The 13,114-nt window shown below is 42.2% G+C and carries 10 protein-coding genes; 2 read left to right on the top strand and 8 right to left on the bottom strand.

Going from position 1 to position 13,114, the window contains the following annotated elements; all coding sequences use genetic code 11:
* The first annotated feature begins 67 nt into the window (after nt 1-67).
* Both Q0296_RS03630 and ilvD read left to right on the top strand, forming a co-directional pair.
* The gene (locus Q0296_RS03630) at nt 68-1,102 is read left to right on the top strand and encodes a type II asparaginase (RefSeq protein ID WP_298036646.1); all 1,035 of its coding nucleotides are present in this window, start codon (nt 68-70) and stop codon (nt 1,100-1,102) included.
* A gap of 92 nt (nt 1,103-1,194) precedes the next feature.
* On the top strand, nt 1,195-2,868 hold the full coding sequence (gene ilvD / locus Q0296_RS03625) for a dihydroxy-acid dehydratase (protein WP_298036645.1): 1,674 nt from the start codon (nt 1,195-1,197) through the stop codon (nt 2,866-2,868).
* Nucleotides 2,869-2,910: 42 nt separating this feature from the next.
* Here the strand turns inward: ilvD and Q0296_RS03620 are convergent, their stop codons facing one another.
* The 8 genes from Q0296_RS03620 to Q0296_RS03585 all read right to left on the bottom strand — a co-directional run.
* Entirely contained in the window at nt 2,911-3,645 is a 735-nt protein-coding gene (locus Q0296_RS03620; RefSeq protein ID WP_298036642.1) for a hydroxymethylpyrimidine/phosphomethylpyrimidine kinase, read from the bottom strand.
* An 84-nt stretch (nt 3,646-3,729) separates the two neighbouring features.
* Complete coding sequence (locus tag Q0296_RS03615) at nt 3,730-4,281, bottom strand: hypothetical protein (protein WP_298036640.1); 552 nt, start codon at nt 4,279-4,281, stop codon at nt 3,730-3,732.
* Nucleotides 4,282-4,420: 139 nt separating this feature from the next.
* Nucleotides 4,421-8,578: a retention module-containing protein gene (locus Q0296_RS03610; RefSeq protein WP_298036638.1), complete on the bottom strand. Its 4,158-nt coding sequence runs from the start codon at nt 8,576-8,578 to the stop codon at nt 4,421-4,423.
* A 64-nt stretch (nt 8,579-8,642) separates the two neighbouring features.
* Nucleotides 8,643-9,320, bottom strand: coding sequence for a response regulator (locus Q0296_RS03605; RefSeq protein ID WP_298036635.1), 678 nt, complete (start codon nt 9,318-9,320; stop codon nt 8,643-8,645).
* 2 nt (nt 9,321-9,322) lie between these two features.
* Complete coding sequence (locus Q0296_RS03600) at nt 9,323-10,972, bottom strand: sensor histidine kinase (protein ID WP_298036632.1); 1,650 nt, start codon at nt 10,970-10,972, stop codon at nt 9,323-9,325.
* 40 nt (nt 10,973-11,012) lie between these two features.
* The gene (gene dsbI / locus Q0296_RS03595; RefSeq protein ID WP_298036630.1) at nt 11,013-11,636 is read right to left on the bottom strand and encodes a protein-disulfide oxidoreductase DsbI; all 624 of its coding nucleotides are present in this window, start codon (nt 11,634-11,636) and stop codon (nt 11,013-11,015) included.
* Between the two features lie 9 nt (nt 11,637-11,645).
* On the bottom strand, nt 11,646-12,302 hold the full coding sequence (locus Q0296_RS03590; protein ID WP_298036628.1) for a thiol:disulfide interchange protein DsbA/DsbL: 657 nt from the start codon (nt 12,300-12,302) through the stop codon (nt 11,646-11,648).
* A 124-nt stretch (nt 12,303-12,426) separates the two neighbouring features.
* Nucleotides 12,427-13,114 (bottom strand): carboxymuconolactone decarboxylase family protein (locus Q0296_RS03585; RefSeq protein ID WP_298036625.1); only part of this gene is annotated, 688 nt, incomplete at its 5' end.

The raw sequence follows: 13,114 nt of genomic DNA, 5'->3' as shown, positions 1-13,114 counted from the left end.
TCTATTTGCTTGGTTTGGTATTACGAAAATTTAAAAATGCGTAAAATTTCTTACTAGGAGGATAGCTATGAAAAAGCTAGTTTTACTAATCTGCATTCTAGTTGCTTCGCTCTATGCAAAGCCAAACGTCGTCATCTTAGCCACAGGTGGTACGATCGCAGGGAGCGCTAGTGGTACGACAAACGCCCAATATGACGCTGCCCAACTTGGCATCGATATCCTCATCAAAGCCGTGCCAGAGATAGCAAATTTAGCAAATGTAAAAGGCGAGCAAGTCGCCAACATCAGCTCAAACAACATGACTGATGAAATTTGGCTAAAACTCGCAAAACGCGTAAATGAGCTACTTGCCAGCAAAGACGTGGACGGCATCGTCATAACTCACGGCACCGACACCCTTGAAGAGACCGCATACTTTTTAAATTTAGTCGTCAAGTCAGAAAAGCCCGTCGTTTTGGTAGGTGCTATGAGAAGTGCCACATCTATGAGCGCTGATGGTCCGCTAAATTTATATAACGCAGTAAGCGTGGCAGCCAGCAAAGAGAGCTTTGGAAACGGCGTTTTAGTCGTGCTAAATGACGAGATCAACGCCGCTAGAGAGGTTACAAAAACAAACACCTCATCAGTTGATACATTTAAGTCAAGAAACACCGGCGCCATCGGCAGAGTCTATTATGGCAAGGTCGTTTACAGCACAAAAAGCCTCAAAAAACACACCGCAAGCAGCGTCTTTGATGTAAGCAAGCTAGAGGCCTTACCAAGGGTTGATATCATCTACTCACACGCAAATGACTACGGCGATATCGCAAAACACCTGATAGATGTCGGCTCAAAGGGCATCATCCACGCAGGCACAGGTAACGGCAGTATCCACAACAACGTATTTACCGTGCTTCAAGAGGCAAACGCCAAAGGCATAAAGATAGTAAGAAGCGCGATCGTCGGCAGCGGCTACGTGGATAGCAGTAAAAAGATGGATGATAATGGAAATTTCATCACAGCAAGCGATCTAAACCCGCAAAAGGCTAGAATTTTACTCATGCTAGCCCTCACAAAGACGAGCGACACAAAAGAAATTCAAAAATTCTTTGACGAATACTAAATTTACTTGGCTGCCACGTGCGGCCAAGCTTTAAAATTTTTGATACTTTAGATGTGATAAAATCCTCTCAAATTTTAAAAAAAGGATCAAATTTGAGAAGCGACATAATCAAAAAAGGCTACACAAGAGCCCCACACCGCTCACTTTTACGTGCGACTGGGCTAAAAGACGAGGACTTTAATAAGCCATTTATCGGCGTTGCAAACAGCTTTATAGAGATCATACCAGGGCATTTTTTCTTAAACAAATACGCACAAATTTTAAAAGATGAAATTCGCAAAAATGGCTGTGTGCCGTTTGAGTTTAACTGCATCGGCGTGGATGATGGCATCGCGATGGGGCACGGGGGCATGCTATATAGCTTGCCTAGCCGCGAGATCATCGCAAATTCTATTGAGACCGTGATGAACGCGCACGCACTTGACGCACTTGTTTGTATGCCAAACTGCGACAAGATCGTCCCTGGCATGGTTATGGGCGCTTTAAGGGTCAATGTCCCAACCATTTTCGTAAGCGGCGGCCCTATGAGAAAAGGTCACACAAAAGATGGCAGGCCGATCGACCTTGCGACTGCGTTTGAGGCGGTTGGTAAATTTGAGACCAAAGAGATAGACGAGGCTGAGCTAAGAGATATCGAGTGCAACGCATGTCCAAGTGGTGGAAGCTGTAGCGGTATGTTTACGGCAAATTCCATGAACACACTTTGCGAAGCGATGGGTATAGCACTCCCTGGCAACGGCACCATCCTAGCGCTAACTCCAGAGCGTGAGGAGCTCATCAGGCAGGCTGCTCGTAGAATTTGCCAGATCGCCCTTGATGAGAAATTTAAGATAAGAAACATACTAAATGAAAAGGCGATCCGCAACGCGCTTGTCGTTGATATGGCGATGGGCGGCAGCAGCAACACCGTCCTTCACATGCTAGCCATCTCAAGAGAAGCTGGCGTAAATTTAGACATCAAAGAGCTAAACAAGATCAGTCAAAACATCGCTCACATCGCTAAGATCAGCCCAAGCTTGCCAAACGTGCATATGGAGGATGTCGGCAGAGCTGGCGGTATGAATGCAGTGATAAAAGAAATTTCACGCAGAGACCATGGCATGCTAAATTTGGACAACCTAACAGTTAGCGGTGAGACTTTGGGCGAGCGCGTACGTGCCAGCGACATCAAAGACGAAAGCGTCATTCACAAGGTGGAAAATGCCTATTCTCAGGTCGGCGGACTTGCCATTTTGTTTGGAAATTTAGCCGAGCAAGGCTGTGTCATCAAGACAGCTGGCATCGTTGGCGAGCGTAAATTTAGCGGTAAAGCGGTCTGCTTTAACTCACAAGATGAAGCGATTGCCGGCATCTCAAGCGGCAAAGTCGATAAAGGTGACGTCGTCGTCATCCGCTACGAAGGCCCACGCGGAGGCCCTGGCATGCAAGAGATGCTAAGCCCTACTTCGCTCATCATGGGAAGAGGACTTGGCGCAGACGTAGCGCTCATCACAGATGGTCGCTTTAGCGGGGCGACAAGGGGTCTAAGCATCGGTCACGTAAGCCCAGAAGCAGCCGAGGGCGGCATGATAGGCTTGCTACAAGATGGCGACATCATCGATATAGACGTCGATAAATACGAGATAAACGTTCGTCTAAGCGAAGCTGAGATCGCAAAGAGAAGAGCTGAATTTAAGCCAGTCGATAAAGCGCTAACCTCTCGCTGGCTAAGGCAGTATCAAAAGCTAGTCACAAACGCAAGCAATGGAGCGATATTAGAGGCGTAGTTTAAAAACTATCAAATTTAAGCCTAAATTTTAGGCTTAAATTTACTTCGCTCCGTGCCAAAGTAGGCGGTTTTTGCCTAGCTTTGTGTCGATACTCTCTTTTATAATGGAGCAGATATACTCTTTTGAAAGCCCTATGGCCTCCTCCAAGCTCTTGCCCTTTGCAAGGTAGCAAGCAAGCGCCGTTGAGAAAGTGCAACCAGTGCCGCTCATCACAAGCGGGCTAGCAAGCGGAGTTTTGAAATTTTGCAGTGAGCCATCTTTCCTATAAAGCGTATCTATGCTGCTATCCTCACTTACATGCTTTTTCACGATGATATCGCAAGGCAGATCTTTAAAATTCCCTCCAAAAAGGACGTTTGCCTCGTCTAAATTTGGTGTGGCGACGGTGGCAAGCCTCATTAGCTCTTTTAGCTTCTCTACTGCACTATCTTTTATGAGCTTGTGGCCGCTCTTTGAGACGCAGACTGGATCAAGCACGATCTTGCACTTTTGAGTGAGCAAAAACTCATGCACCACGTCCATTATCTCCTCGCTAAAGAGCATACCGATCTTTATGGCATCAAAGCTAAATTCCTCAGCAAGCGTGCTAAGCTCGTCTTTAACAAAGCTAGACTCTAAGCAAACTACGCTTTTTATCGCGTCTGTAGTCTCAGCAACTAGCGAAGTGACCGCCGTTGCGCTATAACAATTTAGCCTAGCGCATGTCTTTATATCAGCCTGAAGCCCTGCTGTGCCGCTATTGCAAGAGCCTGCGATGATTAAAATTTTCTTCATCGTTTTCCTTTTGTAAATTTTGGCTTATTATAAGGGATATTAGTTAATTTTTGGGATAAGAAATTTGAGCCAAGAGGCTCAAATTTATGAAAGTTTGTTTAGATCGTTATCGATCTCGATATATATCGTAGTTGCGTCAAAATTTGCACTATCAAAGCTTTGGCTTGCTGGCTCGCTGCTGCCTATTTTTAGCTCATTTTCGGCTAAAAGATCATTTTGGCTTACACTTTTATTTTCTAAATTTGAGCTATCAGCCAAGCTAGCGCTCTCGTCACTATCTTTTTGCTCTGCTTTGGCTGCTGCAAACATATCATCGACCTTTTCATTCATGCGGTCAAGGATCGCTGCATAGTCCTCGCCAAGAAGCGCTCTAAATAGCCCATCAGTATCTATGCTCTCGCTTATCTTCTCGTCGCTCACCACGCCGTGATCCAGCCAAAGCGTGTCGTATCCACTTAGTGATATATCTTTTCCGTCGTTTGCTGTGATCGTGATAGTTGCGCTTTCACTCTCGCCCTTTATAGTCTCACCGATATATACTTCATCATTTACGTTTAAAACTCTTACTTTGTCGTGTTTGTCTATCGCTATGACATCAGATGAGACACTCTTTACAATGCCGGCTATCGCTGCCATTTTTATTCCTTATTTTTATTTTTGTTGCATTTTAGTATTTTTTATCAAATTTGTATATTGTACTATGGTACTAAAAATGGCGATTTGAGTAAATTTTGTGAAGAAATTTCAAATAAATTTGGGCCAATAGGCCCAAATTTTATACAAGTTGTTTGTTTATATCGTTATCGACATCTATATATATAGTTGTCGGAGTAGCTGAGCTTGTTTGACCCTCATATCTTGTATATCCAGCTTCAACACCATTTTGATTTGCAGCCTCAGTAAATCCTTTTAATGAAACGCTATCGTTGTTGTCGCCACTTATTTTTAAGATAGTATTTACATTGTCAGTGATGCTAAATACATTATCCGCTTTTAAATTTAGTAGCTTAACATCTTGGTTGTCGTTGCCATGCTCATCCATGCCAAGTTGGATCTCTTCAAAACTCTTGATCGCATTAGTTAAAGATTTGTTGTCTATCTTATCAAAGTCGATAGTGCCATCCTTTGCCACTGGACGCATGATAAGCGTATCTGTACCAGTGCCACCATCTAGACTTTGAGATAGAGCTGCTCTTGGATTATCAAAGGTAAATACAACTTTGTCATTACCAGCGCCAGCATTTACTAGGTCGCCTTTGTTCATGCCAGTATAGCCACTTCTGCCAGCGTCGATGTAGTCGTTACCACTTCCTGTGGTTATGACGTCGTTGTTGTCGCCAGTGATGATTACATTGTTGCCATTGCCTGTGCGAATTTCATTTTCGCCGCGTCCTGCGTTGATCGTGTTGTTTCCATCTCCAACGGTTATGATATCGTTGCCCTCAGTCGTTGTGATAACGTTATCGTTGTTGTTTTCTGCAACTACTCTTGTATTTTTAGCGATATCAGAAATTTGCAAGTAGACGTCGCTCTCTTTTACTTCGCGGTTAAATACCGCTTCAAATTTTCCATTTTCATCAAGCTTTACAGAGTCCGCAACGATAGTGTTGCCATCAGCGTCTTTTATAGTGATACTATCTTTTAAGCTGATACCTTTTACTGCTTCTTCAAAGTGTTGTTTTAGCGTATAGCTTGCACCAACGCCATTTTCACTTAAATTTCCGCTCCATGTTGTTTTATTTGTCGCTGCGTCATAGCTTAAATTTGAGTTATTTATAGTTGCAGCTGTTGCGTCGATCGTAAATTTAATAGAGTTGTAAAGTAGCTCATCGCCGCCTTGATATTTGCCTTTTATAGATATATCGTAAACGCCATCAGCCATCTTGCCAGCGCCATCAAGTCTGTTGTTATAGCCTGTAAGTCTATTGTAGTGATCAGGCGTTACATTGCCTATTGGTTTTTCTATCGATTGAGATAATAGCTCTTTTGAAACACCTTTATCAACGTTAGTTGCTACAAATCTAACATCACCAGTGCCCCATGTTATGCCTCTACCGCTATTTAAAAACTCACTTACAGTTTGATTATTGCTAGCATTACCAGCTGTTGCATCTTCTGGGATCACAGCTCTTAGGTATGGGATAGCGTCGTTTGAAACGATCCTTGAGCCATCAGCTCTAAAGCCACTCTCGCTCATCTCCATAGTGCCCCAAATTTTCTCAGCTGAGCGGTTATTTGCATTCGTAGTTGTATCGTTACTATTTTCAAACTGCGTCATAGTTGGAACTAAAATTTCATTTACGTGAGTATATTTTGTACCAGCTTTATCAGTCATCTCAACTTCGATCTTATCGCCTAGTTTTATCTTGTGATCGTATTTAAAGCTTAGCACGCCATCTTCTATCTTAAATTCAACAATATTAATGTTTTCATTACCTTTCACCATGTTTATGCTCTCGATCTTATAGCCGTCCTTATAGTTTTTGAGGTTACAATTGATCGTATGCTTTAACCCATCATTGTCATCTTCTATAACCTTGATGTTTTCTATAGTAACTGGCGTCTTATCAACTACAAAATCACTCACTACCGTGCTACTTGTTTTATTCTCGCCATTTTTAAAGATAGCAGTTGCTTTGATCTTGTAATTGCCGTCGTTTAGCTCATCAGATGTAACTTCAAATTTGCCATTTGCAAATTCGCTTTGGCTAAGCTCTTTTGTAAAGACCTTATGTCCATCTTTATCAAGCACAACGATCTCAGCGCTAGCTGCGTCTTTATCTATCTCTCCTGTAAATGTCGGAGTCTTGTCGCTTAGAACTGGTAGTGGCGCATTAGATGAAAATTTATCAGTTTGAGTGATGTCGTCAATTGTAAATTTATAATATTTAGTTGCGTCATCTATACCTGTATTTGCATCTTTGTTGTTAGCACTACCGCTTGTGTCATTATCTATCGCGTTTATCAAGTCTGTCGCGACATTTATCTTACTTGATTCTGCCTCTGCCCCGTTGCCTACAAGGTCGCTAACTTTAGCTGTGTAAGTTGCTTTTGGATCGATCGTTTTAAACTCAACTTCGTATTTGCCATCCTTGACAACTGCTGTGTGAGTTTCGCCCGTGCTTGATGTGATAGTTACGATCTGTCCATCTTCTACATTATCAACAGTTCCTGTGATCTTTTGAGTTACTTTATAGACATTTCTTGTTACAGGATCTATGTAACTATCAAAGTCAGTTGAATTTAGTTTTATGCCACTTGCCTCTGAGCCAAGTATGCTCGCAGGTCCGCCATTTTTTGAAACTGTTAGTTTTAGCTTGCCCCAAAAGATGTAGTTTGCATAGCTCATATCAAAGTCGTAGTATCCTGCTTTATCAACGTGTAAAGTTGTAGTCATTCCTTCATTTGGTGCACCAACAGCGTTATAGTCTATCATAGTCTTACCATCAACCTTAAATCTCACGCTATCATCAGTGCCTTTTGCGTCAAATTTATAATCCCCTGGTTCAAGATACATAGTGCCTTTTAAATTTACCATTGCGCCAGCTGTTGTGTTTTTGCCATTAGGAGCTTCTCGTTCTTTTGTATAGCTACCTTTTGCGTTGTCGATGAAATACTCAAGTGCTTTGAAATTTGGAGCTACCCACTCACTATTTGGAGTTACTACATTACCATCAAGATCGATCTTGCCGACCATATTGTGAGCGCCGTCAAGGCCAGAAACCGTTCCTGCGTCGTTATCAGTGTTATCTCTATCGCCACCTTTACCTTGTTGGAAATTTAGCTCTTTTGCTTTAAAGCTTGCCCAAGGCTTAGTGTTGTTCATATAGTATTCGATAAAGTCATTTTGCTTCATACCTTTATGAGCATATTCTGTATTTTCAAAACCGCCAGGTATTTTATTTTTAAAGTCTCTTAGCTCAGTGCCTCTTACGCCTTCTTCATAGATATGGTTAAACCAAAAACTTCCTTTTAGTCCGCTACTCATCTCAGACTCTTTTACAAGGCTCATCTCTGTTTCAACGTTTATAGTTATTTTTGCAACTGTATCAAGCACAAAGCTACCAGTATCGGTTGCAGTATTGCCGTCTCTTCCAGTTGCTACTACTTTTACTTTATAGTCGCCATCATGGCTACCATCTACGCTTAACTCATCAGTTGTAAATTTAAATTTACCATCAGCATAGTCGCTTGGATTTAGAGTTTTTGTAAAGACTTCGTGTCCGTCTTTGTCAAGCACGCTAACAACCGCTCTTACAGCAGTAGGCTCAACTGTGCCGCTTATAGTTGGTGTAGCATCATTTGTGCGAGGTACGTTTCGTGCGTCGTCTAGGCTGTAATCGCCTTTTATAGTTCCATAGTTATCATTTAGTGTTTTGATATCAACGCTGATTGGAGGTATGACTGGTGAGACAGGAGTTACATTGCCTGCATCATTGCCGTCATTGTAGCCACCGATTGAGTTTTCTGGAGTTTGAAAAGCCCTGCTTGAATCAGGTAAATTTCTATAATCATCAGTAATGTTTGAGTAGTGACCACCCTCTTCAAAGCTTGCAGCACCTAGACTTACGCCATCTCCACCAGCTCCAGCTGCTGCGTTACCACCAGCTGCTGTCTCTTCAAGATCTGTGATGTTTGCACCGTCTAACAATGCCTTTTGTATAGCACTAACATCAGCCATGCTCTCGTCGCCAAAGCTCTCATTTTGAGCTACGCTTTTGTCTAAATTTAGAGTATCTTTACCGATAAGCGCGATATCTTTGCCGTCGTTTGCTGTGATTACTACTTTTGAGTCAAAGTCGTTTGTTTGAATAGTTTCACCAAGGTAAATTTCATCGCCTACTTTTAGCACTCTTTGTGTGCCGTCCTTTGCTACTGCGACTACATTTGCTCCTTGTGAGATGCTTTTGATTATGCCAATCCTTGCTGCCATATTGTTTCCTTATTTAATTTTTTTCGGAGTATTGTAATGTTTTTTAAAAGTTTTGTATATTGTACTATGGTACAACTAGGATATATCCGCTCTCGCTGATATTTTTAAATTTAACGCCAAGCTCGCGTTTTAGGCGCAGCACGACGTTTTGTATGGCAGCCTTACTCACCTCGGTGCTATCATAGACAAACTCCTCTATCATCTCATAGGTGACAAGCTTGTTTAGATTGTATGCAAATAGCCAAAATATCTTGTTTTGCAAGAAGCTTAGATAGACTTCGTTGCCGTTTTTGTAAATTTTCTCTTTTTTTAAATTTATGCTCACCTCGTGGCTTAGATGTACCAGTTTCTCGTCACGCTCGAAGCTTAGGCTTATCAGCATCGATCTAAGATCTTTCATATCGATAGGCTTTTTCAAAAACAAGGTCGCCCCCTGCTCCATACTCTTGATCAAATTTTCATCGCTATCATACGAGGTAAAGACGATAAATTTCTGATGTGGCTTTAGCCTTTTTATCTCGTTCATCATCTCAAAGCCATTTAGCACAGGCATATGAATGTCGCTCATCACGATGTCAAAGCCTTGTTTTTTAAATTTCTCCACGCCCTCTTGTCCGTTTTGCGCCCCTACGACTAGCTCGCAGTATGGCTTTAGGCCGCCTACTATAAGCTCCCTTGCCATCTCGTCGTCCTCCACAACCAAGATAGATATCTTTTTTAAAATTTCTAGGGCCTCTTGCATATTTAGTCCTTCAAATTTGTTTCAAAACATAGCTCAAAGAGCGTTGGTTTCGCGTTATTTACGAGCCTAAGGTCGCCGTTTAGCTTCTCGCGTGCTAGCTTTCTAGCAAAGTAAAGTCCTATACCATTTCCTTGCTTTTTAGTGGTGTTTAGCCATGTAAAAATTTTCTTACTCATTTGGTAGCCGACTCCGTTGCCGTTGTCGTAAACACCGATGTAGCACTTATCTTCTATCGTCATAAATTTTATCTGCACCACTCGCTTTAACGGCTCATCTTTGTAGCTCTCAACTAGTGAGTCCTTTGCGTTGTGTATTAATATCAGCAAAATTTGCTGGATGATGTTTTCGATCTGGCGGACTTTTAGCTCTTTAAAGCCGCTTAAATTTACGCTCACATTTGCACGGCTAAGCTCCGTGTGCATGAGCGTTAGCAGGTTTTTCACGCTCGTTTGGATATCAAATTCGCTCACATTTTCAGCGCCTTTATAGAAATTTCTAAAAATTTCTATCGTGCTTGATAGCAGCTCAACCGACTTTTGCCCTTTTTCTAGTAAATTTATGAGCTCCTCGTCGCTTAGCTTGCCCTCTTTTTTTAGCATTATGGCTGAGCTTAGCATAAGTTTTAGCGAATTTACTGGCTGGATAAACTGGTGATTGATACCGCTTATGAGCTCTCCAGCCTCGCTCATCTTGGCTCTGTGAGCTAGTAGCATCTCGTACTCGTCTTGCCTCTTTTTTACTTTGTTGTACATAAAATTATGCAAGCTATTTGCCAAAAAGGTGAGCGCAACAAAGGCAAAAAGCAAATTTAGAGCATTTTTTAGCGCCTCTTTTGTAAGGGCTGAAATTTCATCCTTGTTGTTTGTGCCAGCGCCGATAAACCAGTTTAAGCTCGGTATCTCGGCTACTTGGATCAAATTTTGCCCTATCTTTAGGCTCGTGATATCCTCGTCTTTCAAAAATAACTCTTTAAATTTCTCCTCGATCTGCTTTTTTAAGACCTCATCAGCCATCGCAGTCAAAATTTCGCCACTATGAGTTACCAAAAACGAGTAAGAATTTGGCGCAAGGGTGAAATTTTTAATGCTTTTAAAGATATTTTCTATCCGCACAACACCACAAAGTGCCGCCTCAAATTTCTCCCCTTTGTTCACTGGGACGCATAAATTTAGAGTTGAGTCGTTTAAAATTTTGTGATTTTGTATGAAATTTACGCTTGGAGCGTTTGAGTGCTTGGTCTCGATGTACCAAACAAGGCCCGTCCTTTCAGGCTTTGACATAACTGAGTCTGGGATCTTGTCGCCATTTACAAATATCTCGCCATCATCTCTTAAAACTTGCATTAGATCAAACTCTTTTTCATTTTGTTTAAAGAGCCTGATAAAGCCTGCGATCTTTTCGTCGTCGCCTATGATGTCAGCATTTTGGATAAATTTAGACGCTCTTATAAGAGAATTTAAGCGCTCATCAAGCCAAATTTGAAAGTTATTCACGATGTTTTTGCTAACTGCGATGTTGTTTTTATCAGATAGCTCGACAACCTTTTCTTTGGCGTTGTTGTAGATATTTAGCCCAAGGAGCATGACAAAGAGACTGGCGATCAAGATGACCGTGTAGATTTTAATATTTTGTGATTTTAGATTAATACGCATGGGCGGCAGTATATCTAAAGTTGACCCAAATTTGGGCCAACTAGAATTTCAAATATGACAATAGTTTTGAGATAAACATAGCAGCAAGCACTATGAAGCAAACGCCAAAACCAAGCAGCGTACAATCCGCCATCGACATAAATTTAGAAGACGGCACAAGATACCAGCCGTCTGCATAAAGATCCACTATGCTCTTTTGAAGATCGCTTAGCACCGCGCCGTCAGGCACCATAGGGCTGTCGTAGCCGCAGTCGCCCGTTGGCATAAACCAGTCAGGCGCCCACTTCTCAAGCGGCAAGCCAAATGGATAGTGCGGCTCAGTCGAGCAGCCCTGAACGCCAAAAGGATCGTCGCCATGCACCGCGTCGTGAATTTTGGCTAGCTTTACGCTATACATTATGCCCTGCACCGCTCCCCAAAAGGCAAAGACGTAGCCGATGATGGCAAATAGCAAATTTTTTGGATTTATCATCGCTATCACGCCGCCAAGTGCCATACACAAAAAGGCAAAACGTATATAGACGCACTGCTCGCAAGGTGGCATATAGGCGTAGTTTTGAAAGAGCGAATGCGCAATGACAACAAGCGCAACGCTCACAAAGACTAAAAGCGCCCAAGGAAAGCGTGAGTCTTGAAATTTAGCCATTTTTTCTATAAATTTCATGCGGTTGCCTTATTTTTTAAGGAGCTCTTCTATGAGTGCTGCTAGGCTGTCTATCGAGCTTATTGACTTTGTCATGATAAGGTATTTGCCATTTACGACAAACGCTGGCACGCCTTGAATTTTAGCCACGTCATAGCTCTCATCCCAAATTTTTAAAAGCTCAGCTACTTTTGGATTAGCTAGCTCTTTTTCGTAGTCTGCTTTGCTAACGCCAGCTGCGTCAAGCCCAGTCTTTAAAAAGCCCTCAACGTCTTTTCCGTCGCCCCAGCGCTCTTTTTTGTCGTGATAAGCTTTGTAGTAGGCAAATTTAGCCTTTTTAAATAGTGAATTTTCATCAAATAAACCAACTCCCTTTGCCTCGTCCATAACGATAAGAACGGCAAAAACCTTGCTCGCAACCTCGCCGTATTCGCCCTTTGTCTTTAGGTGAAATGGCTCGTATTTTAGGCCATGAATTTTCTCAACTACCTTTGGAGTGACGCTCTTGTCGTACTTGTAGCAAAATGGGCAAGCATAGCTGAAAACTTTAACTAGCGTATTTTGTCCGACACTTAGTGGCTTTTCAAGCTTGACGTAGTCCTCGCCCTCGCTAAATGCACTAGCGCTGATCGCACCAGCTACTGCAACTGCAAAGATAGCCTTGCTAAATTTAGATAGAAAACTCATAATATTCTCCTTTGGATGATTTATTTTGAGTTATTCTACAACCAAGCTCAACCGCAAATTTAACGCTAGAATAAATTTTGGCTTAAATTTATGAAATTTTATGGATAAAGATCGCAAATTTCTACTATTTTACGCTTATCTCGTTTATGGCAGCAAGGACGTTTAGCGCGCTTGGATAGCCGATAAATGGTATAAGAGTTGTCACGACGCTGATAAGTTTTGCTCTGTCGTTGCCGATGCCAAAATTTGCCGCGATGTGGCCTAAGAGTTGCGGCTTTGCAAAGCCAAGTGTGGAGATGAAAACAAAGGTTAAAAGCTCTCTAAGCTCTAAATTTAGCCCATCTCTCGCATAAAAGTCGCCAAAGCAGTTTTGTGACAAAAACTCCATTATATGCCTTTGGTCACTAGGCGTTGAGGCGATAAATTTATCAACTGCCGGAAAGAGCCTTCTTTGTATCTCAAGGCCTCTCTCGCCCCTGCCCTCTCTTGCCTTTTTAGGCGTTTCCTCGATACTTATGCCAGCTTCGTTAAAAATTTCGTCCGCTAAAAATATATAGTTCTCAACCCTACCAAGCCCTGCGTATGGGACTGCTTGATATAAAATTTCTTTTACAGCCTTTGCGCTCATGCCGACATTTAGCGCGGCTTTTACAAAGGCTTTAAAAGAGCTTTGCGCACCGCCACTAACCACTAAAGACGCGATGATAACGGATAGTCTTGTCTGCTCGTCGATATTTATCTTCTCGCTTATGTCACCTAGGAAATTTAAATAGTCTTCTAAAAAGCTGGCGTTATCTGCCTCGAGTTCACAG

Source organism: uncultured Campylobacter sp. (genome assembly GCF_937890585.1).
Lineage (GTDB): Bacteria > Campylobacterota > Campylobacteria > Campylobacterales > Campylobacteraceae > Campylobacter_A.
This window is presented reverse-complemented; position numbering and strand designations above follow the sequence as displayed.